Origin of the sequence: Micromonospora sp. DT4, assembly GCF_049841675.1 — a bacterium.
Lineage (GTDB): Bacteria > Actinomycetota > Actinomycetes > Mycobacteriales > Micromonosporaceae > Micromonospora.
This window is the reverse complement of sequence record NZ_JBNCKT010000001.1, coordinates 1-26,093: the sequence shown is the minus strand read 5'-3', so window position 1 is coordinate 26,093 and position 26,093 is coordinate 1. Positions and strand designations below refer to the sequence as shown.

The window sequence follows — 26,093 nt, the reverse complement described above, 5'->3', positions numbered from 1 at the left end:
ACATCAACGCGATTACAGCCATGGTCAGCTCCCGGCCGTGACCAGCAGTGCGACCTTGTTGTCCGCTGCCGCCGCCGCGATTCCGGGCCCGTCGTTGGCCGAGACGATCACGTCGACCACGACGCCGCCGCCGTACTCCAAGTCCCGCACGGTACGGACCGTTCCCGGCACCGGGGACATGGGGGCCACGTTGTCGGCTGCGGACACGTCGAGCCTGCGGACCAGCATCACCGGGACGCCCGACTGCAGTGGGTACGCCGGGGCCTGGTCGGATTTCAAGGTCACGCTGACGACCTGCTTGCCGGCGCCGGGAATCGCCCCGGAGGCGATCTGATCGCGTGTCAGCAGGGACCGGGCCGCCAACGGCACGTTGGCGAACTTGCCAACGACGGCGTCCTTCTCCGACGCGGGGATTGGGTTGAGCGCGGCGTCGGCCGGCATCGTGACCGTGGTGAGATCACCGGCCTGGATAGGGCTCCCATACGCGACCGGCCGGGCCAGCGCCAGATAGGAGGTACCGCCACGGGCCCACAGCACCAAGCCCACGACGCTCAGTCCGGCCACCACGATGAGCACGATCGAAAGGGAGACCGCCGCACGGCTCACCCGCCGGCCGCGCAACCGCGACGGGGCGGCTGCGGGAGCGGGACCGCCAGAGGTCTCGCCGGCTCGGGTTTTCATGCTCATCGGGTAACCACCTGCATCTCGTCGATCTTGATGGTGCTGGTCGACTGACGGGCGACCGTCAACGTCCCGGCCCGACCGCCGCCCGCCCAGGTCACGTCCCAACTCGTCACAGCGGTGACCGTGTACCGGCCGCCGGGCTGGCCAAGGCTCGACTTGCGGTAGCCGGTGTCGTAACCACACGTGGGCGACGGGCCGGCGCCGGAGCCGTCCCTGTGCGGCGTGCCGGGATTGGTGCACGTCTCGGCGTGACCGTCACCCATCCGCCACTCGATTCGACTGGCCTTCGCCGTCGCGGTCACCGACAGGCCCGGCACCGACGCCGTCGCCGAGATCGGCCCCCAGGTGTTCGCGTTGACATCGGTCCACAGCCACACCGGCAGCCCCACCAGGCCTGCACCGTTGACGTCGGGGGCGGTTCTGATCTGCGGCCCGCGGATCGGCAGCTGCTGGATCGCCTGCGCCGCCAGGGTCTCCGGAGTGGGAAGACCGCCGTAGCCAGGCGGTGGCGTGGCGCGGACCGTGTCGCCGGCACGGCCGAACCAACTCGTGGAGTACGGGCAGGTGTAGTGGTAAAGCGTCCCGTCAGCCGGACTCTTGCCCTGCCACCGCTCGTCACCGGCGGGTGGTTGCGGATCCACCTTTCGGTAGAAGCAGTAGGAGGAGGGGTCGTACCAGCCCCGGCCTTCCTGATAGCAGTCGATCACGTCGCCGTTGGGGTCTTTGCAGACCACAGAACCGCTTCCCCCGCCGCTGCCACCTCCGCCAGGAGACCCCGGGCCGCCTGGGGTGTCCACTACGACGTAGCAGGTCCCGTCGTCGTTGCAGACGACGTCGGCCAGCGCCGGCGTTGCAGTTACCAGCACGAGGCCGGCACACGCTGCGGCGGCGACAGTCAGGCTGATCAGGCGTCGCTTCAGCATGTGGCGCCCTTCTCGGCGTCGACAGACTGGACCAGCCAGCGGCCGTCGTCGTAGCGCACCACCTTCACCGAGAGCTTGACGCGCGTGACCTGACCAGGAACCTCAGCCGACTTCCCGGTTGCTTTATCCACCGTGTCGATGTCGGTGCGGTCGAGGCAGTCCGACAGCATGGCCGAGTGGGGGTTCCTCGCGACGTTGACCGAGGTGACGCTCGGTGTCGACACCGGAGCGCCTGTCCGTACCAGCCCGCTCTTGTTCATCTGCGAGAGATCGAAGATCGCATTGCCGAGCGCTGGGTCGGCGGTGTATTGGCGAAGGTCAGCGATGTCCTTGTGCTCCGCGGTCAGCGCGAGGCGCGAGTAGGTGTCGCGGTATCCGCGGTAGGAGGCGAGGGCGGCGTCTGACGCCTGCGTCTCGGCGGACGGGGTGGCAGGAACGCTGGCGGCGGGAACGCCTGAGCTTTGGGCCGTCGGAGTGGAGGATCCACAAGCCGCGACGCCGAGGCTGACGACGGCGACTAGCGCGCCGCCGGCGAGCCGGACCGAACTGCGGGCACGCCAAAGAGACCCACCGAACATCATGATTAACCCCCGCTGACCTGTGATGATCACCCACGGTTATCCGCCGTCGCGCACATGTTTTTACAGAACATGACCTAGATCGACAAGGGCACAATCGACCAGCAAGTGCGATTGTCGGGAAGGTTTGCAAAGTAACAAATCATACCAAAACCGCAAGGCCCGCGAGTCATAGTCCACATCAATGACTGGCGCACAAGCCGATGGAAGGGGCCATGAGTGGCGACCACGATCATTGTTCTCGCGGCCTTCGTGGCAGGCTGGGCCGCAGGTGGCGTAGCGCGAGCCGCGATCGTTACGCACTCGGCGCCGCAGGGATCGCCATGGCGCACTGCTTGCCCGGAATGCGGTCGACCTATCCGGTTTCCGGCATTCCGGCGGCCAACGGGCCAGTGCCCGGGCTGCAGGGCGAAGGTGGGGCCATGGCCGTATGCCGTGGAAACAGCCTCCGCGGTGACTTTCGTCCTTCTCGCGCTTCGGATGCCATTCGGACCAACCTTGGCAGGCCTGTGCTGGGCGGGGGCGGCCGGTGTAGCCCTGGCGTTTACGGATGCGGCCGTACACCGCCTGCCGAATCGGCTCATAGCGACGGGGACGATTGGCGCGTTGGTGGCCTTCACAGCCGCCACGGCCACGAGCGGTGACTGGTCGCGTCTCGGAACTGCCTGCCTGTCCGCGCTCGGGCTCAGCGGGATCTACTTGCTGGTCGCCCTCGTTCTGCCTGGATTCGGCCTGGGCGATGTCAAACTCGCCCTCCTCGTCGGGCTGACTGCGGGCTGGTTTGGATTCGCGACGGTGGCCGGAGCCGCAGTCGTCGCCATCCTCATCAACGGGGCCGCAGCCGTTGCGGTGGCCATCCGCCGCGGTGATCTATCGGGCAGCATCGCCCACGGCCCCTCCATGCTGGTCGGCACCCTGGTCGCGATTCTGGCCAGCGGCCTATGACGTCCGCTCCGGCTGACGCGCGCCGAATCGGCACGCGCGTATGGCATTCAATGACGGGTGCAGGATGCCTCTTAACCCCCACGGGGGCGCTTGCAGGTCGCTGACCTGGGTGTTTAGACTTCGCCACCTGTTACCCGCCGGTGGAAAGGGCGCCTCGCCATGGACGCACAAGCTCCTGCCGATCCCGTCAAGCGCGCAAAGGCGGCGGCGGAGGCACGGATCGCGCTCGTAGGCACGGCACACAAACGCGCCGAGAAGATCAACTCGATGCTTGCCAGGCTTCAGGAAGAGCACGGGCTGTACGGCCAGGAGTACCAGGCCGCACTCGCGGCGTGGTCAAGAGACGATCTCGAGGGATTCGGCCTGGTTGCGCCCGACCAGATAGCCGTCACTGGCTCGGCTCGCCGCTCGATCAAGAAGCCGAACGCATAGAACTCCTTATCAGGCTCCTGCGCCTGGCCGAACAGCATCTAATGAATGTTGCTTACCCAAGCCGCTGACGTACGGGTGACCGATGGGCTACGCCGCCCGGCGCACGGATCGAGAGGCCGACGCCCTGCTCGCCCCCGCTACCGATCCGGTCTGAGCAGACATCCAGGGCCGGCCGCGCCCGTAAACCGTCACGGATACGCCAGCCGGTACAAGGGCCACAGATCGGGCACCACCAGCAATCCGGACACCCACGGAACTTGATCAAGCCCTGCCGCTGGGGTGGCCGGGTTGGGCCACCCCCCTGCGACCCAAGCGAAGGGATGAGTGGCCGAGGGAACAGGAGCCACCCGACCCGTAGGGGTCAGAGGCCCTGAGTCGAGTCGTTGCCGCGCCGAGGTATGGCGTTGTGGCGGTCGCGAACGTAGACGACGGCGGGTTTGCCGTCGGCGGGTAGTCGGCGGTCCACTTCGAAGAGAGCGGTAGCGGTGACGAGGTCGGTGAGCTTGGCGTATCCGAAGGTGCGGGAGTCGAAGTCGGGGCGCCGCTTGGTGAGGATGTGCCCGACGGCGCCCAGGTGCGCCCAGCCGTCGTCACCGGAGGCGGCTTCGACCGCGTCGCAAAGCAGCGTCACGAGGGCCGTGTCGTCGCTGAGATCGGTGGCGGGTGTGCGTGGCTTGACGACAACCGCCTGGAGCGGTGCAGGTGCACCGAGTCCGAGCGTGAGGTTCTCGGTGTAAATGAACTTGTCGCAGGCGGCGACGAATGATCGGGGCGTCTTGCGCTCGCCGAAGCCGAAGACGGTCAGCCCGGATTCGCGGATGCGGGAGGCCAAGCGGGTGAAGTCGCTGTCGCTGGAGACGATGCAGAATCCGTCGAAGCGCCCGGTGTAGAGCAGATCCATCGCATCGATGATGAGGGCGGCGTCGGTGGCGTTCTTGCCGGAGGTGTAGGCGAACTGCTGGATCGGTTGGATGGACTGGGCGAGGAGGTGCTCCTTCCAGCCACGTAGGCCGGTGCCGGTCCAGTCTCCGTAGGCGCGTTTGGCGTGGGCAGTGCCGTACTTGGCGACCTCCGCCAGCAGCGGGGCGACGACCGCGGGCTGGGCGTTGTCGGCATCGATGAGGACCGCCAAGCGGAGGCGGCTCTGGTCGTTGTTGTCCACACTTTCACCTTTCGGGTGAGGTCGCCGCAGCCGCAGCCGGTGGCTGTGCAGCGGGTGTAGGCGCAGGCGTGGCGCGGATCGGCAGAAGGAAGGTGGCGGTGGCCAGTGCCTGGGCGCCGAAGCGGAAGTAGGCGAAGAGCACTGCGTGAACCCAGGCGGCCGGCCCGGTCAGGCGCAGCGGCTCGGAGTCGGCGAAGAGGAGCACCACGCCGTGGTGGTCGAGGTGGTATTCCATGACGGCGGCGTGGTCGAACGACAGCCACCGTCCAGAGGCGTAGCACCAGGTTTTGGTGGGCGTGAGCACGACTCGGGCGAGCTGGTGCTCGCGCCACTGCGGGCGGGCCAAACGTTCGGCCCGGGACTTGGCGCTGAGATTGCCAACGGCGTTGGCGATCAGGGCGCCGGTGACGAAGGCTGCCGATCCGAACGCCAGCGCCGAAGTCTGGGTGTAGGTGACCACCGAACCGTAGTGGCGCGTAGTGCAGTTGCGCGTCCAGGTACACCGGTTCCTCGGTGAGAAACCCCGGGGCGAGGACGGGGCCCGGCTGTCCACCCAGGGAGAGGAACTCGAGGGTCTGACGCGCGGCGGCGCGACCTTCTGCCCACGCTGTGTCGACGGCGGGAGGCGGTACAAGCCGGCCGATGCCGTAGCCGGCGGCGTAGGTGGCCAGCGACCACGGGGCGGCGATCCCGACGACCGTTACGGTGAACCACCGTCGGTGGCCGAAGCCGCGCCGGTGCCGTCCCTCCGCCACCCCCAGGCACAGGCCGGTGATCGCCGTCGCGGCGACGTAGGCGACGGCGGTCAGTGCCACCAGAGCCAGAAGGGCGCTGATCTTCGAGCATGCCTCGGGTATGTCCGCGTTTGGATCGCTGATCTGCAATCCGTGAGCCCGGAGACACCTGTCCACGGACCGGTACGACCGCTCGACGCCCCACACGAGTGCCGGTGTGGCAAGCCCGGTAGCCACGGCGGTGAAGGTCCAGTGCCGGCTCTTCGGCGGCGAGGGCACGAACGACATGACCGACCGCCGCTCCTTGTCGTCACTGCATCGGGACGCTCTCGACGCGAGAGCCTACCGCTTGGTCGATACGTGATGGGGGCCTGCAAGTGAGGGACTGCGTAGGATCGGACAGTCCCTGACCCCGTCGGTCGACCCGGCGGGGCGCGTGAGCCGCGACAGCTGCCTGCCGGCCGCCGCGGAGCGGAGCAGTTGCACCCCGGCTGAGGGCGCGCGGTGATCCGCGGCGCCACCTCACGCCGAGGACCGGGCCGGCCGGCGGCGCGTTCGCGGTCTAGATGGACGACCGGACGGGGGCGGACTCGGTCGACTCGGGCGGGGAAGCGGCGGTGGGGGTGGCGGACCTTCGGTGACGCAACCCGGTCGGCAGCACCGCCAGGGTGATCAGCGCGCCGAGCAGGCCCGTTGCGACGAAGCCCCAAGCGGGTGCCGAGGCATCGATCACCGCACCGGCCAGCGGGGCACCGACCGCCACCCCCACCACCATCGCCGAGCCGTGCAGGCCCATCGCCTCACCCCGCACGCTCGCCGGCACCAGCCGGCTCACCGCGTCGGCGGTGGCCGCCACGGTCGGCGCGGTGAACGCTCCGGACGGCAGCAGCATCAGGGCCAGCAGCCACCACTGGCCGCTGCCCAGGCCGACCGGAATGGTGACCAGACCGAGGACCAGGGTGAGGATCAGCGACGGCACCGGGCGGGACAGCGCGCCGTAGATGAAGCCACCGATCAACGAGCACGCCGCCCAGAGCGCTAGCACCACACCGGTCCAGTCGACCTGTCCAGCGTCACGCAGCACCGCCACCACCGACACATCGATGCCGGCGATCACCAGCGTGCCCGCCGCGCCACCGGCGAGCAGCCCGATCAGCCGTGGGGTCAGCCACTGCCGGCGGGGCAGTGCCCGCGCCGGCGTCGTCTCCTCGTCACGCGCCCGGGTCGGCGGGTTGAGCACCAGCAGGGTGAGTCCGGCCAGCACGATCCCTCCGCCGACGGCGTACATGGTCAGGGTGGGCGAGAGACTGGTGGCCAGGGCCACCGCCCCCGCCGGCCCGACCATGAAGCTCAGCTCGACCGACATCGAGTCCAGCGCGTACGCCTGACGGCGCTGGGCCGGCGGGACCAGCGCGGCGATCGACTGCCGGACCACCGAGAAGACCGGCAGAGTGAGCAACCCGCCGACGAACGCGGCACCGAGCAGCACCGGGTACGGCAGGACCGGTGCCGTCCCCCAGAACAGCGCCGAGACCGCCGTGGTCAGCAGCAGCATCGGTCGCAGGCCGCGCCGGTCGACCAGCCGGCCGAGCAGTGGGGCGCCGAGCGCCGAACCGACTGTCATCGCGGCCCCGACGAGTCCGGCGGCGAAGTACCGGTGGCCCAGATCGAGTACGTGCAGCGTCATCACCACCGCTGTGGCCGCCACTGGCACCCGGGCCAGGATGGCGACCAGCAGCAGGGGCCACAGACCCGGCAGCGCGAGTGCCTCCCGGTAGGGCTTCACATCCAACACGGTCCGTACCTCCCGGGCCATCCCGGCCTCAGACGAGCGACTGCGGTGTCATTCCGGTTACGTGGGCGCGGAAAAGGCGTCGATGCTCCGTTCCGGAACGACGGGAATCGACGCCCTTCCTCGCCGCACGGTACGCAGGACCGACGACCGGCTCGGACGACAGCACCAGACCGGCCGACCGTCGGATTCCTCCGACGGGAGCGCTCGTCCGGGCCGCGGCCGAGCCCCGCCCGGCACCCTCTCGGACGCCCGTCGGCTGGGGTTCATGCCCGGACACCCTACCCCCCGCCGCGAGGATTCGGTCACCACGAAGCGCCTCCGCGAGGCTGTTTCAGGACCTGGCGACGGCCCTTGTCACCGTCGGGCGCGGCGGGCGAGGTGGTCGGTGCGTACGGCGCGGATGGCGCATTCCGTACGCCGAGCGGCGGGCCGGCGCGTGGCGGCTAGGCTAGGCCACCAGGAGTCGCATCATGCCGTGCACCGCCTCTGCGTCGCGGAACAACTGCTCCCGGTCCTCGTGTACGAGGCGGATCAGCCCCCAGCAGCCGTCCAGGTCTCGGGTGACCGGCCAGTGGACGCCCTGCGGAGCGATCATCCTCTCGCCGTCGTACGAGGGAAGCTCCCTGACCCCTTCGAGCCCGGCATAGCCCTGCACCACACCAGATTCGTCGTTGATCAGGCAACAGATGTTGTAGTGGCGCTCGAAGTGGTGGTCCCCGGACGTACGGCGCCTGTCGACGAAGATCCTGATGTTCTCTTGGAAGACGTTGAGGCCCGAGCACTTCTGGATCATCAAGGGAACGCTGGCACCCGGAAGGCGGTTGTTGACCTCAACGACCCGCGGGCCGCGTGACGTCATCTTGAATTCGGTGTCGTTGATCCCGTAACGCACCCCGAGCGCGTCGTTGACCGACCTAACGTACGGCAGGGCCGCCAGGGCGATCGGATCGTCCAACGGAAGTGAGAACATGTTTCGATATATGCTCGCGTTTCCGTCCCGCTGGATCTTTTCGTACTTGGCGAAGGCTATCGGCACGGCCTCGCCGCCACCGGTGTGCGCCAGGTCCATGAAATACTCGTCGCCATCCAGGTATTCTTCGGCCAGCACCGTCGAAAACCGCTGGTGGTAGGGGTCGGCCTGACTCACGATCACGTTGAAGGCGTCGACGACCTCCTGCCGGTTCGCGCACACGAAGACGTGGACGCCCCCGACCGAGGCATTCGGCTTGAGAACCACCGGATAGCCGTGCCCGTCAGCCCAGGCGAGGACCGACTCCAGATCCCCTGACTCGTGGAACGCGGCACACGGGACCCCGTGCCGTGTCCAGTACTCCTTCATCACACGCTTGTTCCTTCGGGCCTCCAGACTCTCGGTCGGATTGCCGATGAGCCCGAGCGACTCAGCCAGCACGTCTACGATCTTGAGAGACGGCGGAGCTCCCGGGACGACCGCGACGACACCGCGGCTCTTCAGGAACGCCACCGTCTCGTCGGTGGAGGAGTGTTGGTAGACCTCGCTGAAGTCCGCCGGATCGAACGTCTGCGTGACGTAGGGGGTGCGGTATTCCTGCGTCAGGACACAGATCACTCTGAAGCCGAGGGCGGTGCCTTCCCGGCCGTAGGGCCCAGCCGCTGCAACCGGATCTATGACCGCGATGGCGGGGTCCAGGTATGACATCTGAGAACTCCTTCCGAGAAGACACTGTGCGCAGCTTCAACGCGTCCCAGCTGCCGGGTCCGTGGGCACTGACGCGACGGCGTACTAGGAAATGAATTCGAAGTAGCCGTTCGGCGCGTAGTCGTCCACGGGTCGCTTGAACCGTTCGGCCGGCGGCGGGAAGCCTGCCTTCAAGAAGATGTCGAGAAAATAGGCCCCTTCCGTGCTGGTGATGCCGAGCCTGCGGGCGACCCGGTCGTCCACGTCGACATGCTGACGCGCATGGTCGATGACGACGTTCTTGATGCCACTGCCGTCCGGCATGCGGATCTTGGGTCGGTCGACGATGTAGCCGGGCAGCCGGTCGCGCATGGCCTCCCGAAGAACCCACTTCTCGACGCCGTCACGGATCTTCAGATCCATCGGCAGAGAATACGCGAACTCGAGAAGATGGCGGTCCAGGAACGGCACACGCGCCTCGACGGAGTTCATCATGCTCGAGCGGTCCACCCGTTGCAGATCGGTGCGGTGGAGGTTGCCCACCCGGTACTTCATCAGACCGACCGGATCCGCATGCGTCTTGAACAGGTCGTACCCGGCCAGCACCTCGTCGGCTCCGTCCCCGCAGATGGCGACCTTGATGCCGTGTTTCCTGACGGCCTGATAGACAAGATACTGCGTGCAGGCGTCGATGATGTCCACGACCTCGAACAACTCGGCCCCGTGAACTATCCGGGGAATGATGTCGATGAGATCCGAGCGGTTCAAGTGGACAATGTGCTGCTTGACCCCGAAGTCTTCGCAGTAACGTCTCGCCACCTCCACGTCCGCGGCTCCCTCGAAGCCGACCGTGAAGGCGGTGACGTCGTGGTGATACCTCCGCGCCGCTTGCAGGACCGCCGCGCTGTCGATGCCGCCGCTGAACGGCACGGCAAGCGGAAGGTCAGTGTCGACCTGCTTACGAACCGCGTCCTCGAAGAGCTCCCGATACCTGCGGGAAGCCGCGGAGCTCGTGATCGGGACCTGCTGCTCGTCCAGCTCGAAGTAGCGGACCTCCCTGCCGTTGTGGACGTAGGTCCCAGGCGGTACCGGACGAATGAGCGCGGGATGATCGAGCAGACATTTCTGCTCGGAGGCGAACCGATAGACCCCGTCCTGGACCTGGTAGTACAGCGGTTTGATGCCGACATGGTCCCGCACCGCGAGGAACGATCCGTCTCTGCTGTCGCAGATGACGAACGCGAACATGCCGTTCAGTTTCCGCAGGAACGGGATTCCCCACTCGAGGTAGGAACGCAGTACCACCTCGGTGTCGGAGTCCGTGCGAAAGGTGTGCCCGAGCTGCTCCAGCTCCTGTCGGATGCTTCGGAAGCCGTACAACTCTCCGCTGAACACCACCCAGACCTGTCCCGCCTCGTCGGACAACGGCTGGGCCGCATGCGGGCGGTCGACGATGGCCAACCGGTTCGTCCCCATCGAGAAGCGAGCTCCCGAACCCTGCTCCCCAAAATGATCAGCATCCCCACGATGCCGGATCCTTTCCAGCATACGGATCAGCTCGTTGTCCCGAGCCGTGGCACGGTCGTCGCCCTGCGGCACCAACTCGCGATCGACCACGACGGCGATCCCACACACCTTGTTACCTCTCATTCGCAAGCTCGAGATCGGGCGCCAGCTCCGGCACACCAACCGGGCATTCTTGCTTCGGATCACCAACCGGGCAGCCTCGTGGACGTCGCCCGGGGGGCTCGCAACAGATATCGTTCCCGGACAGCGCGACGCTAGCTGGTACTCGAGCTCGTGCTGTCGGTCGACTGGACGAGAACTGCGGTCGCAGTGATCTCGACGAGGAGTTCCGGCCGGAGGAGCGGCGCCTGGACCGTGGTGTTCACGGGCGTGATGTCCCCGAAATACTTCTGGAACATTAGTGCGTAGTCGTCGAAGTAGCTGAGGTCCGAAAGGTGCGTCACAGTACTGACGACGTGGTGCAGTTCTCCCCCCAACTGGCGGAGCGTGGCCTGGATCTTCCTAATGACGTAGTCGGTCTGCGCACCCACATCCTCGGCGCACGCTCTTCCATTCGCATCGATAGCGGTGGTGCCGGCGACAAATATCTGGTTGCCGACGCGGATACCCCGCGAGTAACCCATCTGCGGCTCATATCGCGATGGGCTGAAGACCAACTGCTTGCCGTCCTTCATGATGGGGCTCGAAATCTCTGGCTCAGTCATCACGGCCTCCCGGTTCGACGATCTGGAGAAGTTGTTGTTGTTCCGTACGCAGCCGACAGCGCAAGGACCGAAGGGCTGCGAGGTCGCTCGAGATCAACCCTTACGTCCGACTCCGACAAGGGCGGTGCGGGGCAACTCGCCGACCCAGCCGTCCGCTGTCTCGAACACGGACAAGGTTCCGCTGTCATGCACGGGCGGGGACACGACCGAGCCGAACTGCTCCAGGCCGTACGACCCGTACTGTATGCACTTGACCACCTGGTCCTCGACCCAGTCCACGGCGTCCTGCTCGTCGCAGGTCAGACCGTAGGAGTCCAGGAGGTAGTTCAATATGCCCAGTCGCGCGTGGTGCGCGTCGCGTGCATGAACGACGATCGGGTCGTAGATCAGCTTGACCGCGACGTCCGCAAATCCGGCCGCCGCCATCCCCGCCTCCAGTTCGGCGCGACTGAAGTGCGTGTACTTGTGCCCGTTCGGCGAATAGGAGTCGACCACGGTCTCGAACCAGTTCGCCGTCGGTGAGCCGATCTCGAAGTCATGGACGACCAGGCGCCCGCCTGGCCGGAGTACGCGGAAGGCGTCCGCGTACGAGGCAGTTCGCTGATGCACAGGTATGTGGTGGGAACCGTAGGCGAAGAGCACGCCCCCGAACGTCTCGTCGCGGCACAGGAGGAACTGCGCAGCCAGTCGAACCGCCGGTAGCTCGTACGCCAGAGCTTGTCGGATCATCTGCCCCGAAAGATCGCCGGTCAGGATCCACTGGCGAGGGCTGGACCAGTTCGGCAGCTGACTCGCCGCCCGCGCGACGGTTCCGTCACCACCGAGGACGTCCAGAAGAAGGTAGTCCGGCGGCAGCCCGTCGGCACCCGACTCGCCGGACGCCAGCTCCAGAAGCTGCGCGACTCCGACCGCCTTCACCATGCTCTGCTGGTGAGCCTGCCGGTACGAGTCTCCGCGGCCGGTGCTGTTGGACTCGAACTCGTTCGGCTCCGCGAACATCGGCCCCAGCACTTCGTTTCGTCCCGGACGACTCAGCCAGAGCGTCGATGCCATGTGCGGAAAGCGGGCCCGAAAGCTCCGCTCGAAGTCACTGATCGACATTCCGGGCAGGTACCGTGCGGCAAGATCGAAGGTCACTGCAGGCTCCCTATGTACACGTGTCATGTCTGGTTCGACAACGTCGGGTGGTGATCAGATCCCGCGGACTCCGCCTGGCGCCGCAGGTCCTCTGCGCGTCGCACGAGACCGAAGAACGCCTCTGGATCCGTGATGTGGGCGATGTGTGCCGCACGCGGGAGTTCGACATATACGCCACGCAGGATAAGTTCGGCCAGGCCGCGAGTAGTGCGGCGATCGTGTTCCAGCGAGTTCACGCCGGCCGCCGCGACAGTCGGGACACCGAAGGTGAGCGGCTCGAATCCCACGGTGTTGAGTTCAGCGTCGGACATCTCGGCCAGTAGTGCCCGGCCGTCCTCGATGTCGGCGTCCGGTCGGCCGGTGCCCCTCGTCACCTCTCGCCCCAGCACTGCGGTACGCAGTCTCCTGACGGCTTCCGTCGGATCCTCGACGTCCGCCTCCCGGACGAGCGCTTCCCATGGCGCCAGGTCAGGCCACCACGGGAGCCAGCGGATCGGCGGCTCGTACACCACGAGTGCACCGGCCAGCGCTGGCGACTGCCAGAGAGCATTGAGCGCGACCAGGCCGCCGTAGCTGTGACCGACGACGATGTCGGGCTGGTGCCTTGCCAGGATGTCCTGCAGGTCGGCCACGTGCCTGCCCAGCCCGCACGTGGCGTGCCCGGCCCGGCGCGAGTGGCCCCACCCACGACGGTCGTACGCGAGCGAGCGCCACTGAGGCAGGTATCTGCGGGAGCCCCGGATGAAGCTCGCCGACGAGTCGAGTGTGCCGTGCACGTACAGCACGCTGCCCTCGGTGGCATCCACCGGGCCGCCGACCTCGACCCGAAGCTGAGGTGTGTCCGGCCCTCGCTCGCTGCTCACGCGGCGACCCGCGTCGAGGAAGGCGGGGCGAGGCGCTGTGGCGGCAACTGTTGGCAGATCTCCTCAGCCAGGCCCTCCGGCGTACAACTGTCTAACAGGGACTCAAACTCCATTGAGACCCCGAACCTCTCGTTGATCAGGATGAAGAGCTCGGCGGTGGAAAGTGAGTCCCCGCCGAATGAGTAGAAGTCGGAATGACTCTTGACCCGGTGGAGGGGCAGCCGCAGGCACTGGGCGAACAACTGGGCCACGGCCCAGGTCGCGCGGGCACGGTTCCACGCCGTGTCCGCGCCGTCGGGTTGCTCCGCTGCCTGCGACGTCGGGGTGCCCGGGTCGCTGCTGGTGGAGCGATCGTCGCGGCCGCTGACCTGAGGGATCTGCCAGTCGGCCTTGCCGTTGATGGTGCGCCCGCTGTCTTCGACCTGCTGGAACAGGGTCGGTATCATCGGAGGGTACAGGCGTGGCGAGAGAAATCGCCGCAAAGCTTCTTCGTCGAGCGTGCCTTCGGCGACCACGACGCTGGCTCTCAACTGCCCGTCTGCCTCATAGACGGTGCAGGCGCAGATCTGCGGGAACTCGGCGATGACGTTTTCCACCTCGTTCAGTTCGATTCGGTGGCCTCTGATCTTCACCTGCCGGTCGGCTCGTCCGATGAACTCCAAGGTCCCGTCCGGCCGCCACCGGCAACGATCGCCCGTGCGATAGATGAGCTGGCCGGGCCTGTCCACGAAGTGGTCCGCCGTGAACCTCTCCTCCATCAGGTCAGGGCGATTGAGATAGCGGCCCAGACCGATGCCACCGATACACAGCTCTCCCTCTACCCCGACGGGCACGGGACGGTCGCCGTTGAGCACGTATACCCTTTTGTTCGTCGCCGGCCGACCAATGGGCGGCCTATCGTCACTGTCGCCGCACTCATGCCACGCGGTCAGCGCCGCCGCTTCCGCCGGACCATAGATGTTCAGGAAGCGTCGATGCCGGCCACGCCATTTTCGAACGATGGGTGAAGCTAGTCGTTCGCCGGCCGCAGCCCCGATCCTGAGGTCGGGAAGGTCGGTGAACGGCAGGCTCGACCACACCGACGGCGTCATGATGACGGAGGTGATCCTTCGGTGCTTTAGCGTCCTGGCCAACGGGGGACCCACCTGCAGCTTCGCGCTGTCCGCGAACACGAGGGTCGCTCCTGACAGGAGGGTCAGGACGATGTCCGAGATGCACCCGTCGAAGTTCGGCGACAGGAACTGCAGCACCCGGTCGGTGGGGCTGAGACGAAAGATGTCGTTCAGTCCCTCGTGCAGGTTCGACACACCCTCGTGGCTGATGGCGATCGCCTTCGGCCGGCCGGTCGATCCGCTCGTGAAGACGACATAGGCGGTGTTTCCTACGTTGACTCCGGTGACCGGCGCCGACTCGTGGTCCGGTGAGGTCGAGACGACCACCGTAGGTGTGCGTAGCGAGAAGGCTTGGGCCGTCGCGAACGACGCGGCGTCGGTCAACACCAGGGACGACTTCGACTCCTCCAGCATTCCGGCAAGTCGGTCCCGGGGGCAGGTGACGTCAGCCAGGACGAAGGAGCCACCCGCCTTCGCGACGGCGAGCACGGCACAGACGAAGTCCGTCCTCCGTTCCATCACGATGGCGACGACTGTTTCCGGCTGCACGCCGAAGCTACGCAACTGATATGCGAGTGTGTTGCTTCGACGGTCCAGCTCGCGATAGGTAAGAGCTTCGGTCTCGGCTTCCACCGCGATGCTGTCCGGCTGTAGCTTCGCCTGTTCGGAGAATTTCACGTGCCAGGGATCGTGGTCGGCTTGACCCCGGACGGTGCCGCTCCAACGTAGGGTGGCTGCGGCCTCCGCGATTCCGCTCCGCTGTCGATCCGCATGACCGTCTGCATACGCGGGGCGAGAAGGAGAAGCAGAATCCGCGGGCCGGTCCTCGTGCCGGCCGAGCCGGACCGGCGCCGACGCCAGACAGCGGGTGTTGGGGTGGGGACCCCAACACAAGGCGTCGGTATCACCGTCAAAGCTGTAATCTGGATATTTTTCCAGGAACTGAAGAATCGCTATCCCGGCGAGACGCTCGGCGTACGGTGCGCCGATGCAGTAGTGGCGACCGAGGCCGAAACCCAAGTGTCGGGCCTCGCCGCGTCGGATGTCGAAGGACAGTGGATTCGTAAATTTCCGTGGATCCACGTTCGCTGCGCGGAGGTAGACGAGGACACTTTGTCCGGCCGCGATCTCGTGACCGCCGAGGAGTGTCGTCTCCGTGACCCGACGCGCGAGGTACTGGCTCGAGCCGTCCAACCTCAATATCTCGTTCACGGCCGAGTCGATGAGATCGGGGTCTTCGCGAAGGAGCCGTTGTTGTTCGGGGTGTCGGTCGAACAGGCGCAACCCGGTCGATACCAGATGGGTCAACGTCTGGTAGCCGCCACCGGCAAGGACAACACAGTTCGCCGCGACCTCGTACAGGAGCTCGTCGACACCAGACTTGTCGAGTTCGTGCGGACGCCCTGTTCGGACCAGCGCACTGAGGAGGTCCTCCTGCTCGCCGTCCAGCCGGTCACGGCCGGCCGCCTGCAGGGCTGTCAGTGCGTCGGTGAGCACCGGTATGACTGTCTTGTCACGTACGTCGGGCAGGGCGGAGACGCTGCCGAGGAGGGTCTCATAAGCGTCCGCCCACCGGGATATCTCACTCTCCCGTCCCTCCATCCCTAGCAGGGCGGCGATCAGCGGCGACGAGAGGTTGGCGGCGAAGTCGGCGATGATGTCCGCGGTTCCGTGTGCTGGTAGACCTGCCAGTGCCCGGCGGACGATGTCCTGCATGACGTGGCCCCAGGCGCGAACACGGGAGCCGGAGAAGTGCTCCCGGAGAGCTTCGCGGACCGCGGTATGAGCAGGTGGGTCCTTGAAGAGGAGTTGCTTCTGCAGCATCCCTACGACGTCAGCGGCTTCCCCCAGCCCCCTGCTCTGCAACTCCTCCGAGTTGATCAGTCTGGCGGACGAGAAGGTGGCGTGACGGGTCAGCACCTTCACCGACTCCTCGTAGCCGGTGCAGACCCAGACCCGACTGGTCTCGTCGTAGAACACCGGGCCCAGTTCCTGGAGCTGCTGGATGTAGCGGTACGGGTCCGCGATCACATCCGCTCGCTGGAGGTTGTGGACACCGTGCCTTTGCCTGTCATAGACGCGACCGCCTACTGCTGGTTCCGTCGAACGGTGCTGATCTTCGTGCGGCGCGGATTTCATGGACGCCCTCCTTCCCGAAGGCACGGTGGAAGCTTCTGTGGTCCCGGACCCGGGTGCCCCCTCGGCAGGTCAACCGCCAACTACGACCGCTGGCCCGTGATCATCCCGTGCGGCGTCCAGCCACTGAACTGCTTGCGGCTGATGTTCTTGAAGCCGGCCTCGCGCATACAGTTCTCATGCTGTTCCCACGAATAGATCATGCCGCCTTCCGAGGGCAGGGACGCGAAGTAGACGCTGTCGAGAGCGGCCACCGTCGGTCCATCGCCTTCGTCGTTCGACATGGAGTTGGTGATGACCAGCTGGCCACCGTCAGGCAACGCCTGATAGGCCCGACGCATCAGATGCGTGTTCTCCTCAAGCGTCCAGATGACCATCTGGTGGGCGAAGAGAATCACATCGCACTGACTAGGGAACGGATCGTTGAACATATCGCCCGCGACCACGTCGATCTGGTCACTGAGTCCTTCGTCGGCGATCCGCCGCTTGGTGATTCGCGCCGTCGCCGGAATCTCCATGACCGTGACCTGGAGATGCGGGTTCGCTTTCGCGAGGGCGATGGCGTTGACGGCGTCGCCGCCACCGCAATCGAGCAGGTGCTTCGCCCCACTCAGGTCGAGTTCTCTGGTCAGCTCCCTGTTCGCGAGCTCCGACCAGGACCGCATGTAGGTGTAGAAAACCCGCTCGAGCTCGGGGTTCTCCGACAAGCGGTGGTAGAGGTTGGCGCCGGTGCCACGGATTCGGCGCAGGCCCACGTTTCGGTTGCTCCGCAGCGACTCCGTGAAGTCGAGTTGCCCCTCGTAGACGATGTACTGTTCGAAGGCGACAGTGTCCTTCAAGCGCTGCAGATCGCCATTATCCTTCATATCGGCCAGGACCCGTGCGGCCTCGTACCGGCCGTCCGTCTTCTTGGTGAGGCCGAGCGCCGTACAGCCGAGGAGAAGAATGTCGTTGGCCCGCTCGTCGAGGCCGAGGCGTTGGCCGATCTCCGGCTTCGTCAGCTTGGGGTCATCGAGCAGGACGTCCAACAACCCCAGCTCGCAGGCGGCATTCAGATACTGGAATGCTGCGTGTCCGAACAGTACCCGGGTGAGGTCGTCCATGGTCAGGTCGGGGGGTGCGGCTGCGGTGGTGACCGCGTCAGTGCTCACGGTGAGGTGAACCTCCATGCTGGGACAATGGGACAGAGAGTCGATTGCGATTGTCGGGACGCATCGTGAACTCGCGGCATTCTTGCCTTGGCCGCAACAGTTCCACCCGCACCAGGCACGCGAGATATCGCCGCCCGGAAACAGGTTTGCGCAGCGTTGGATACGCCCTACCCTCCGCGCGGGCAAGGATGCTCAGCTGCAGGAAAGCCGGGCATCCGCTTCGTCGTAGCTGCGTGCGGAATCCCACCCCAGGCTGATATTGACGGGCTTGGGGAATGGCTGCAGTCCGCCCTAAAGGCGCGACTAGGTGCTGACACGCTTCATAAGTCCCCCCGTATTTGGGACCGCCGATTGGCGTTCGCTGACTTGATTTAGAGCGAAACATGCATGACGGCCCGTGTCAACATCGACTTCGGTGAGTGACGACGGTTTGTGCCGCCCCCGACGACGTGCCCGCGCGCAGGAAGGTCAACACCCCGTTCCCTCCTGCGGTCCGGCCGTGGGCTAACACCACGAGGTCAGCCGACGTGCCACGCCCGGCATGGCGTAAGCCGGAGTCGGGACGCCGTGGTGTCGCCGTTGCGGGTCGGCAATCCCGCGCGCAGTCGCTGAGCGTGATGACGAGATCGCAGACGCGACACATTAGCCCGTGCCGGCCGGGCGGATCACCGGACCGCGCCGACGTCCTCCGCTGCGGTCCGCGCGTTGGGTCTCGGCACGCAGCAGCGCGTTCCCCTCGTCGGTGAGGCGGTAGTACTTGCGGGCGCGGCCGTCGACGATCTCGTTGCGGTCCACTGGCCCCGGTCGGAGTAGAACAGGATGGTCTTGACAGTCAGCCCGGTCCGGCGGGCCAGGCCGCCGATGGAACAGCGCCGGTCGCCGTGCCTGCCCTCACTCTCGCGCCTAAAGACTCCAAGCCGTCCGGCCGCAGCAGTCACTCTTCTCCACAGCCGGCCGCCACCTCTCCGAACCGACAACGCAGAAACCGCCTGGCGAAGGGTGTCATGCACGTCCTGGTGCGCCGGCTCCGACTGGCTCACCAAGGAGACGCGCTCCTCGGCCTGGTTCGGCTGGCACGGTTGCTGTGCTGCTGCCGTCAGACGAGGCGCTGGACGCGGACCTTCGGGCGCTCGTTCCTGAGGTGGCCGTGCTTGTGCTGGCGGACCTGCTCGTCCGAAATCTCCTGGTCATAGTCCGGGTCCGGCGGGATCCACTTGTGGGAACCCGTCGCTGTAGTGGAACTTCTCGTCGCCGGATCGCAGAATGCTCACCGCAGCCACCCCAGGAACCGCCGGTGCAGCACCCCGGGAAAGGCGTTCAGCTATACCTTCTCCTGCATGATGCGGTACAGGCCTCGCCACTGCTGCCCATCGGGCCGGCGCGTCCTGCGGAGCAAGCCGGCAAACTCGGACAAGTTCCACGCCCCCCGATGCAGCTCGCCGTCGGCCGCCCCGGGATCCCAGTCGGCGTATCTTCCCCAGCCACTGCACTCTTCGGCAACCGGCACTGGAACGCCGACCTTCTGAAGTCCGGCTGCGGTCAGGATCCGCGTCGCCTCCTCCGGTGGCAGCAGCGGCAGCAGGTCCGGATACGGCGCCTCGTCCGCCGGGTCGAACCCGACCCGCATCTCGAAGGCGGCCCCCAGTCGCGGGCGGTCAGACGGGTCAAGAGTCACTGGCGCCGGCACGGGCGCGGCCAACGCCAGCTCCTGCGTCCACCGAGCCACGACGCGCTCCCGTCCAGGTAGCCGGTGACGCAGGAACGTCGACAACGAGGACGATGGGTTCCGAATCTCATCGATCAACGTCACGGTTTTATCGTCTCACCGCCCCTCTGACACTGCTGGACGAGCAGAAGCCCTGAATGCGGCCCCGAGAGAACATCGAGGGCCGAGGGAGTGTGGATCCTGCGCAGTCCCGCAAGTGAGCCCGCGCCCTACCGGGGGTGGTGCGTCGGCGGCTTGTTCAATGGCGTGGTGACGGCGACATCGACCAGTCCTGCGAGTACTGACTGCGCCGGCGGCTGCGTAACGGAATTGGCCGCGCTTCGCACGCAGGCAGGGAGATGGCCACGTGCCGAGTGATGGCGGCATGGCGTGGTTGGTCGCCACGGGCGAGGTACTTCGCGGCCAACTGCACCAGTAGCAGAACGCTGGCCGGGTGCTTCGGGTCGGCACCGGTGGAGTCCGACGTGCGGTGTTGGTCTAGTGTCCTGCGCCGGGAATTCGTTGAAGATATGAGGCGAGTCGGTCGAGGATCTCGTCGGCGGTCTTGGTCCAGATGAAGGGTTTGGGGTCGTCGTTCCACGCGGTGGCCCAGGCGCGCAGGTCGTTCTCCAGGGCTCGTAGGGAGGTGTGCGTGGCGCGGCGTAGTTGTTTGTCGGTCAGCAGCCCGAACCACCGTTCGACCTGGTTGAGCCAGGACGAGTAGGTGGGGGTGAAGTGCATGTGGAACCGGGGATGCGCGGCAAGCCATCGCTTCACGGTGGGGTGTTTGTGGGTGCTGTAGTTATCGCAGATCAGGTGGACGTCGAGGTCGGCGGGGACTTCGGTGTCTAGCTTGGCCAGGAACTTTTTGAATTCCACGGCCCGGTGTCGGCGGTGCACCGCGGTGATCACTTGGCCGGTGGCCACGTCGAGCGCGGCGAACAACGTGGTGATGCCGTGCCGGACGTAGTCGTGGGTGCGCCGCTCGGGCAGGCCGGGCATCATCGGTAGCACCGGCGCCGATCTGTCGAGGGCCTGGATCTGGGACTTCTCGTCCACGCACAGCACCAGCGCCCGCTCCGGCGGGTCCAGATACAGCCCGACCACGTCGCGGACCTTGTCGATGAACTGCGGGTCGTTCGACAGTTTGAACGTCTCCACCCGGTGGGGTTGGAGGCCGAAGGCCTTCCAGATCCGGCCCACTGTCGAGCGGGACAACCCGGACTCGGCCGCCATCGACGCCCGCGACCAGTGCGTGGCATCAGTCGGTGTGCGTTCCAAGGTGGCGACCACGACCTGCTCGACCTGCTCATCACCGATCGTGCGTGGCGCACCCGGCCGCGGCTCGTCGACCAGACCTTCCAGCCGGCGCGCGACGAACCGGTTACGCCACTTGCCCACCGTCTGCGGCCAGATCCCCAACTCCACAGCGACGTCCTGGTTGGACTTGCCTTGCGCACAGCCCAGCACGATCCGACACCGCTGCGCCAGGGCCTGCGACGACTTGGCCCGCCGCGACCAACGCACCAACGTCGCGCGTTCCTCATCCGTCAACGTCACCTCGGCCACCGGCCGACCCCTACGCGCCACCCACCGATCCTACAATTATTCAACGAATTCCCGGCGCAGGACACTAGACGAGTAGTTCCGAAGTCAGGGGTCGATGTCTGGGCATGAAGAGAGGGCGTCCAAGATCATGTTGTGACGCAAGACCTGGACACCCTCTTGACCGCACTGTACGTGAAGATCGACGACAGCATCCGTACGCCCCGGTGGCGGGGCCGGCCACCGCTGCTGACCGACTCCGAGTTGGTGTGCCTGGCCGTGGCGCAGGTCCTGCTCGGCGCCCGCTCGGAGGCACACTGGATCCGCTACGCCCGTATCCACCTGGCCGGCATGTTCCCGTACCTGCCGCAGCGCCCCGGGTACAACAAGCGGCTCCGCGCGGCGCTGCCTTTGATCAAGAAGGTGATCCGGGACTTGGCCCGCGACAGTGACTTCTGGTTCGACAACCACTGGATCGTCGACTCCACTCCCATCCCCTGTGGCATGTCCCGCCCCACGGTTCAACGCTCGGACCTTGCCGGCTGGGCCGGATACGGCTACTGCGCCTCGCGCTCCCGGTTCTTCTGGGGCCTGCGGCTGTACCTGGTCTGCACCCCGACCGGGATGCCGATCCTGTGGGCCCTCGCAAACCCGAAGATCGGCGAGCGTGAGGTCCTCGCCGCGATGCTGCAGGTCGAGGCGGGCGTGGTGGCCGAACACGACGGGATCCTGCTGATCAGTGACAAAGGCTTCGCCTCCAAGCCGTTCGAGCGGCAGCTGGCCGAACAGGGCATCGAACTGCTCCGACCATCGCGCAAGAAGGAGAAGACCCGCTACGGCGAACCGATGCTCAAGAAGGTCCGACAGCTGATCGAATCCGTCAACGACACCCTCAAAGGCCAGCTTGACCTGGAACAACACGGCGGACGAACCTTCACCGGCGTCGCCGTACGCGTCGCCCAACGCCTTCTCGCCATGGCCGCCGCGATCTGGCACAACAACAAGACCAGCGCACCCGTCACCCGGTCACTGATCGCCTACGACCACTGACCGGAATTCGGAACAACTCGTCTAGCAGCGGCATGAATGCCAAGTCGGTGCGCGGCGGCGGTGACGCGCGATGCAGCAGGAACCGACCGTCGGCGGGTAGAGCGACGGTGGCGGCGGGCCACAGGTAGAGATCGACCAGCACGGGTAGGTTGGCCAACTCGACGCACACGGTCAGGTAACCACCGGCAGCTGGGCGATCGCCTCACCCAGTACGCGGATGTGGTCGGTGACCGTGTTCGAGCCGGCGTTGCCTGGCCGCAGCAGCATTTGGGCGGGACTGTACAAATAACGGCTGATCGACCGATCAAGGGAGAGACGCCAGATGACGACCGAGACGACCGTGGGACAGCCGGCCGCCGAGCCGGTGGGTGCGGTGACGGATGAGCAGTTGATCGCGATGCTGGCCGATCGGGCTCGTGGGGACGGGCTGCGGTTGACCGGGGAGGGTGGGCTGTTGCAGCAGCTGACCAAGCGGGTCCTGGAGTCGGCGCTGGACGGCGAGATCACCGACCACGTCGGCTACGACAAGCACGACCCGGCGGGTCGAGGCAGCGGGAACACGCGTAACGGCAGCCGGACTAAGAGACTGTCGGGTAACTGGGTTACTACGCGGTGATAAGTTGTTCGGCGTTGATACGTCGGACGGCTTCGCGTTCGGTGGCGTTGGTCCAGCGGACTGTCTGACCGGCCAGACGTATCGTCATGAGTCGAATCATCGCCACCTTGATCATGGCTTCTGAGTTAGCGGTCAACCGCTCGTAGTCCCGGGCCAGGCGCCGGTTGCGCACCAGCCAGCCGAACGTCCGCTCGACCACCCACCGGCGGGGTAGGACCTTGAAGCCCTTGACGTCGTCGGTGCGTTTGACGATCTCCAGCAGGATGCCGAGCTGGCTCTTCGCCCAGCTCACCAGGGTGGAGTCAATGCTGTTGGCGTACCCGCCGTCGGCCCAGACAAGTGCGATGGTGGTGAATGCTTCGGCCAGCCGGTGCAGGATCCGCCGGCCGCCCGGACGGTCATTGACGGACGCGGAGGTGACCATCACCACCAGGATCAGCCCCATCGTGTCCACCACCAGGTGCCGCTTACGCCCTGTGGTCTTCTTCCCCATGTCGAACCCGCGACATTCGCCGCCCTCACTGGATTTGATCGACTGCGCGTCCAGGACCGCTGCGGACGGCTCCGGCTCACGACCGGCCGCAACCCGCACCCGCCGACGAAGCTCGTCATGGATCGCGTCCCACGTTCCGTTCTTCCGCCAGGCCGTGAACCAGCGATGAGCCGCATCCGCCGGCGCCAGATCACGCGGCATCATCCGCCACGGGCAGCCCGACCGCAGCACGTAGAAGATCGAATCCAGGATCAACCGATCGTCGTAGACCCGGGGTCGCCCGCCTTTACGCAGGTCACGCACCGGCAGCAGCGGCGCGAGGACCGCCCACATCGCGTCAGTCAAGCTCGACGGATAGCATGAGCGGGCGTCATCCCCGCCACGATCTCTGTTGCACACACATCAAGATCATGGCGGGGATGATCTATTTGTCGAGGACCTTCCATCGACGTGTCTCGGCGTGACGTTCCGCCCCCACCCAGTTACCCGACAGTCTCTAAGACGGTGCTGACCGATGTCGGGCCGGTCGAGGTGCGGGTGCCGCGTGACGCGGCGGGGACGTTCGAGCCGCAGATCGTGCGTAAGCGGCAGCGCAGGCTGTCCGGGGTCGATGACATGGTGTTGTCGTTGTCGGCGAAGGGGTTGACGCACGGGGAGATCGCCGCGCACCTGGCCGAGGTGTACGGCGCCGAGGTGTCGAAGCAGACGATCTCCACGATCACCGACAAGGTGATGGACGGGATGGTCGAGTGGCAGAACCGGCCCCTCGACAGGGTGTATCCGGTGGTGTTCATCGATGCCATCAACGTGAAGATCCGGGACGGGCAGGTCGCGAACCGGCCGATCTACGTGGTCATGGCGGTCACCGTCGACGGGCACCGCGACATCCTCGGGATCTGGGCCGGTGACGGCGGTGAAGGCGCGAAGCACTGGCTGCACGTGCTCACCGAGTTGAAGAACCGTGGTGTCCAGGACGTGTTGATGCTCGTCTGCGACGGGCTCAAGGGCCTGCCGGACGCCGTCGCGACAGTCTGGCCACGCACGATCGTTCAAACCTGCGTAGTTCACCTTTTGCGTAATTCGTTCCGGTACGCGGCCCGCCAGGACTGGGACAAGATCGCGAAAGCGCTCAAGCCGGTCTACACCGCGCCGACCGAGGACGCCGCGACCGAACGGTTCCTCGAGTTCGCCGAAAACTGGGGCAAGAAGTATCCGGCGATCGTCAGGCTGTGGGAGAACGCCTGGGCCGAGTTCGTGCCGTTCCTGGCCTTCGACGTGGAGATCCGCACGGTCATCTGCTCCACGAACGCGATCGAAAGCGTCAACGCCCGCATCCGCAAGGCCGTCCGCGCCCGCGGCCACTTCCCCACCGAGCAGGCCGCGCTCACGTGCGTCTACATGGCGTTGATGAGCCTCGACCCCACCGGAGCCGGCCGCCGCCGCTGGACCATGCGCTGGAAAGCACCCCTGAACGCCTTCCAGATCGCCTTCGAGGGCCGGCTCACCCCGGCCAACGACTGACCACCTCAACAACCAAGATCAGCCGTTAACTTGACACTCCCCTCTCCGTGGTGTTGGCACACCACGGACCCAAAGCCAGGGGGGAGTTGCCCCCTGGACCTGGACACTTGAGCCTTGGATCGTGATGGTCCGGGGAGATCAGGAGTCCCTGACAGATGGTGAACAAGCACTACCCCGCCGAGTTCAAGGCCGACGCGGTCGCGTTGTACCGGTCTCGGCCTGGGGCGACGATCGCGCAGATCGCTGACGATCTGGGTGTCAATCGGGAGACGTTGCGCAGTTGGGTCCGCGCTGATGATCAGCGTCGGGGCGTAGCGGCCGGGCCGGCGGCGCCGCCGGCGGCCGGGTCGGTGAAGGACGAGAACGCGGCGTTGCGACGCAGGGTCCGCGAGTTGGAGGAGGAACGGGACATTCTGCGGAAGGCGGCCCGGTATTTCGCCGGGGAGACGCGCTGGTGAACCGCTTCCAGTTCGTCGCCGACCATCAGCAACGCTACGGCGTGAAGCGGTTGTGTCAGGTCATCGGGGTGTCCCGCTCGAGCTACTACTACTGGCGCTCGGCCGCCGAAGCCCGGGCCACCCGACAGGCCGCGGATGCGGCTCTCGCGGGCCGGATCCGGGCGGTCCACGCCGAGCACGACGGCACATACGGAGCACCACGGATCACCGCCGAACTGCGCGATGCCGGCCTGGCGGTCAACCGTAAGCGGGTCGCGCGGGTGATGCGCCGCTTCGGCGTGCAAGGACTGCGGCTACGCCGGCCAACTCGTACGACGGTGCCGGACCCGGCCGCGGCGAATGCCCCGGACCTGATCGGCCGGGACTTCACCGCCCCGCAGCCGAATCAGCGCTACGCCGGCGACATCACGTATCTGCCGGTCGGTGAACGGGGGTTCCTCTACCTGGCCACCGTCCTGGACCTGCACTCCCGGCGCCTCGCCGGCTGGGCGATCGCCGATCACATGCGCACCGACCTGGTCATCGACGCCCTGCGCGCGGCGCAGCGCACCCGGGGCCCCTTCGAGAGTCTTGGCCTGGGCCTGAAGGCTGAACCCGTTGACCTTCAACAGGTTCCCCACGGTCATCGCCGAGACCGGATGACCTTGCCGGGTCAGTTCTCCGGCAAGGTTCCGCAGCGACTTCGTGGTCCACCGCAGCGGCGACATCGGATCACCCCGCTCGTCCGGCTCGACCAGCGCCAGCAGGGCAGGCGTCAGCTCAGGATCCAGCTGCGCAGCGGTCTTGCGGCCGCCGCCCGGCCGACGAACCCGGCCCTCCAACAGCGGTTCGTCTCCGGCCTCCAGCTCGAAGACACCCTTGCGGACCGTGGTCTCGCTGACCCCAGCAACGCGGGCGACCGCCCGAACCCCGCCATGTCCCCACAACCTCGCCTCCGTCGCCAGCATGAGCCGCCGCTGCCGCTCGTTCAGATGCGGCAGCAACGCTCCACACCGGGCCACAAGCTGAGCCTGAACGTCCTCGATGACCGCCATACCAGATCAACGAAGATCGAACCGACAAGCAACAGCTTGTTCTCTTACGGGTCCGGTGCACGATGCAGGTCTGGACCACGGTCTGTGGCCATACCGTGTTGATCGCGTCAGGCAGGCCGGTGAGCCCGTCG

General features: G+C 66.3%; 19 protein-coding genes and 6 pseudogenes. 6 read left to right on the top strand and 19 right to left on the bottom strand.

Features of this window, described 5'->3' with window-relative positions:
* Nucleotides 1-24: 24 nt before the first annotated feature.
* From ACLQ24_RS00125 to ACLQ24_RS00115, 3 genes are read right to left on the bottom strand one after another with little or no spacing between them, the layout of a single operon-like run.
* Nucleotides 25-687: an SAF domain-containing protein gene (locus ACLQ24_RS00125; RefSeq protein WP_425888304.1), complete on the bottom strand. Its 663-nt coding sequence runs from the start codon at nucleotides 685-687 to the stop codon at nucleotides 25-27.
* Nucleotides 684-1,607, bottom strand: coding sequence for a hypothetical protein (locus ACLQ24_RS00120; RefSeq protein ID WP_425888303.1), 924 nt, complete (start codon nucleotides 1,605-1,607; stop codon nucleotides 684-686). Before ACLQ24_RS00120 ends, ACLQ24_RS00125 begins: the two co-directional genes overlap by 4 nt.
* On the bottom strand, nucleotides 1,601-2,218 hold the full coding sequence (locus ACLQ24_RS00115) for a hypothetical protein (protein WP_425888302.1): 618 nt from the start codon (nucleotides 2,216-2,218) through the stop codon (nucleotides 1,601-1,603). Before ACLQ24_RS00115 ends, ACLQ24_RS00120 begins: the two co-directional genes overlap by 7 nt.
* A gap of 447 nt (nucleotides 2,219-2,665) precedes the next feature.
* Between ACLQ24_RS00115 and ACLQ24_RS00110 the strand changes: the two genes are divergently transcribed.
* Complete coding sequence (locus ACLQ24_RS00110) at nucleotides 2,666-3,130, top strand: prepilin peptidase (protein ID WP_425888479.1); 465 nt, start codon at nucleotides 2,666-2,668, stop codon at nucleotides 3,128-3,130.
* 159 nt (nucleotides 3,131-3,289) lie between these two features.
* Nucleotides 3,290-3,562: a hypothetical protein gene (locus tag ACLQ24_RS00105; RefSeq protein WP_425888301.1), complete on the top strand. Its 273-nt coding sequence runs from the start codon at nucleotides 3,290-3,292 to the stop codon at nucleotides 3,560-3,562.
* Nucleotides 3,563-3,923: 361 nt separating this feature from the next.
* Here the strand turns inward: ACLQ24_RS00105 and ACLQ24_RS00100 are convergent, their stop codons facing one another.
* The 13 genes from ACLQ24_RS00100 to ACLQ24_RS00040 all read right to left on the bottom strand — a co-directional run bounded on the left by ACLQ24_RS00100 (nucleotide 3,924) and on the right by ACLQ24_RS00040 (nucleotide 20,835).
* Nucleotides 3,924-4,724, bottom strand: coding sequence for an NYN domain-containing protein (locus ACLQ24_RS00100; RefSeq protein ID WP_425888300.1), 801 nt, complete (start codon nucleotides 4,722-4,724; stop codon nucleotides 3,924-3,926).
* Between the two features lie 4 nt (nucleotides 4,725-4,728).
* On the bottom strand, nucleotides 4,729-5,184 hold the full coding sequence (locus ACLQ24_RS00095) for a hypothetical protein (RefSeq protein WP_425888298.1): 456 nt from the start codon (nucleotides 5,182-5,184) through the stop codon (nucleotides 4,729-4,731).
* 836 nt (nucleotides 5,185-6,020) lie between these two features.
* Complete coding sequence (locus ACLQ24_RS00090; protein WP_425888297.1) at nucleotides 6,021-7,274, bottom strand: MFS transporter; 1,254 nt, start codon at nucleotides 7,272-7,274, stop codon at nucleotides 6,021-6,023.
* 427 nt (nucleotides 7,275-7,701) lie between these two features.
* Nucleotides 7,702-8,931 (bottom strand): ATP-grasp domain-containing protein, encoded by a 1,230-nt coding sequence (locus ACLQ24_RS00085; protein ID WP_425888296.1) that lies wholly within the window; start codon nucleotides 8,929-8,931, stop codon nucleotides 7,702-7,704.
* Nucleotides 8,932-9,015: 84 nt separating this feature from the next.
* Entirely contained in the window at nucleotides 9,016-10,527 is a 1,512-nt protein-coding gene (locus ACLQ24_RS00080) for an asparagine synthetase B family protein (RefSeq protein ID WP_425888295.1), read from the bottom strand.
* A 164-nt stretch (nucleotides 10,528-10,691) separates the two neighbouring features.
* Nucleotides 10,692-11,141, bottom strand: coding sequence for a RidA family protein (locus ACLQ24_RS00075; protein ID WP_425888294.1), 450 nt, complete (start codon nucleotides 11,139-11,141; stop codon nucleotides 10,692-10,694).
* A 93-nt stretch (nucleotides 11,142-11,234) separates the two neighbouring features.
* Nucleotides 11,235-12,278 (bottom strand): class I SAM-dependent methyltransferase, encoded by a 1,044-nt coding sequence (locus tag ACLQ24_RS00070; RefSeq protein ID WP_425888292.1) that lies wholly within the window; start codon nucleotides 12,276-12,278, stop codon nucleotides 11,235-11,237.
* 23 nt (nucleotides 12,279-12,301) lie between these two features.
* Complete coding sequence (locus tag ACLQ24_RS00065; RefSeq protein ID WP_425888478.1) at nucleotides 12,302-13,063, bottom strand: alpha/beta fold hydrolase; 762 nt, start codon at nucleotides 13,061-13,063, stop codon at nucleotides 12,302-12,304.
* A gap of 74 nt (nucleotides 13,064-13,137) precedes the next feature.
* Entirely contained in the window at nucleotides 13,138-16,392 is a 3,255-nt protein-coding gene (locus ACLQ24_RS00060) for an amino acid adenylation domain-containing protein (RefSeq protein WP_425888291.1), read from the bottom strand.
* An 80-nt stretch (nucleotides 16,393-16,472) separates the two neighbouring features.
* Nucleotides 16,473-17,540: a methyltransferase gene (locus ACLQ24_RS00055; RefSeq protein ID WP_425888290.1), complete on the bottom strand. Its 1,068-nt coding sequence runs from the start codon at nucleotides 17,538-17,540 to the stop codon at nucleotides 16,473-16,475.
* Nucleotides 17,541-18,182: 642 nt separating this feature from the next.
* Entirely contained in the window at nucleotides 18,183-18,335 is a 153-nt protein-coding gene (locus ACLQ24_RS00050) for a hypothetical protein (RefSeq protein ID WP_425888289.1), read from the bottom strand.
* 526 nt (nucleotides 18,336-18,861) lie between these two features.
* Nucleotides 18,862-19,350: a hypothetical protein gene (locus ACLQ24_RS00045; RefSeq protein ID WP_425888288.1), complete on the bottom strand. Its 489-nt coding sequence runs from the start codon at nucleotides 19,348-19,350 to the stop codon at nucleotides 18,862-18,864.
* 393 nt (nucleotides 19,351-19,743) lie between these two features.
* Nucleotides 19,744-20,835 carry an IS630 family transposase gene (locus ACLQ24_RS00040; RefSeq protein ID WP_425888287.1) on the bottom strand — a complete coding sequence of 364 codons (1,092 nt, stop codon included), beginning with the start codon at nucleotides 20,833-20,835 and terminating at the stop codon, nucleotides 19,744-19,746.
* Between the two features lie 111 nt (nucleotides 20,836-20,946).
* Between ACLQ24_RS00040 and ACLQ24_RS00035 the strand changes: the two genes are divergently transcribed.
* Both ACLQ24_RS00035 and ACLQ24_RS00030 read left to right on the top strand, forming a co-directional pair.
* Nucleotides 20,947-21,840: an IS982 family transposase gene (locus tag ACLQ24_RS00035; protein ID WP_425888286.1), complete on the top strand. Its 894-nt coding sequence runs from the start codon at nucleotides 20,947-20,949 to the stop codon at nucleotides 21,838-21,840.
* A gap of 322 nt (nucleotides 21,841-22,162) precedes the next feature.
* Nucleotides 22,163-22,423: pseudogene (locus ACLQ24_RS00030) on the top strand (transposase); the annotation flags it as partial.
* Nucleotides 22,424-22,526: 103 nt separating this feature from the next.
* Here the strand turns inward: ACLQ24_RS00030 and ACLQ24_RS00025 are convergent.
* Nucleotides 22,527-23,348, bottom strand: a pseudogene (locus ACLQ24_RS00025) (IS5 family transposase); the annotation flags it as partial.
* 96 nt (nucleotides 23,349-23,444) lie between these two features.
* On the opposite strand from ACLQ24_RS00025, the pseudogene ACLQ24_RS00020 reads away from it, so the two are divergent.
* Together ACLQ24_RS00020 and ACLQ24_RS00015 are read left to right on the top strand one after the other, a co-directional pair.
* A pseudogene (locus ACLQ24_RS00020) lies at nucleotides 23,445-24,470 on the top strand (IS256 family transposase); the annotation flags it as partial.
* 155 nt (nucleotides 24,471-24,625) lie between these two features.
* Nucleotides 24,626-25,485: pseudogene (locus tag ACLQ24_RS00015) on the top strand (IS3 family transposase); the annotation flags it as partial.
* 33 nt (nucleotides 25,486-25,518) lie between these two features.
* Here ACLQ24_RS00015 and ACLQ24_RS00010 read toward each other — a convergent pair.
* Together ACLQ24_RS00010 and ACLQ24_RS00005 are read right to left on the bottom strand one after the other, a co-directional pair.
* Nucleotides 25,519-25,635, bottom strand: a pseudogene (locus ACLQ24_RS00010) (ISAzo13-like element transposase-related protein); the annotation flags it as partial.
* Between the two features lie 373 nt (nucleotides 25,636-26,008).
* Nucleotides 26,009-26,093, bottom strand: a pseudogene (locus tag ACLQ24_RS00005) (transposase); the annotation flags it as partial.

Excerpts from the sequence above, each read along its gene's own strand:
- ACLQ24_RS00125 (WP_425888304.1), bottom strand. The coding sequence starts at position 687 with ATGAGCATGAAAACCCGAGCCGGCGAGACCTCTGGCGGTCCCGCTCCC.
- ACLQ24_RS00120 (WP_425888303.1), bottom strand. The coding sequence starts at position 1,607 with ATGCTGAAGCGACGCCTGATCAGCCTGACTGTCGCCGCCGCAGCGTGT.
- ACLQ24_RS00110 (WP_425888479.1), top strand. The coding sequence starts at position 2,666 with ATGCCATTCGGACCAACCTTGGCAGGCCTGTGCTGGGCGGGGGCGGCC.
- ACLQ24_RS00105 (WP_425888301.1), top strand. The coding sequence starts at position 3,290 with ATGGACGCACAAGCTCCTGCCGATCCCGTCAAGCGCGCAAAGGCGGCG.
- ACLQ24_RS00090 (WP_425888297.1), bottom strand. The coding sequence starts at position 7,274 with ATGGCCCGGGAGGTACGGACCGTGTTGGATGTGAAGCCCTACCGGGAG.
- ACLQ24_RS00085 (WP_425888296.1), bottom strand. The coding sequence starts at position 8,931 with ATGTCATACCTGGACCCCGCCATCGCGGTCATAGATCCGGTTGCAGCG.
- ACLQ24_RS00075 (WP_425888294.1), bottom strand. The coding sequence starts at position 11,141 with ATGACTGAGCCAGAGATTTCGAGCCCCATCATGAAGGACGGCAAGCAG.
- ACLQ24_RS00060 (WP_425888291.1), bottom strand. The coding sequence starts at position 16,392 with ATGAAATCCGCGCCGCACGAAGATCAGCACCGTTCGACGGAACCAGCA.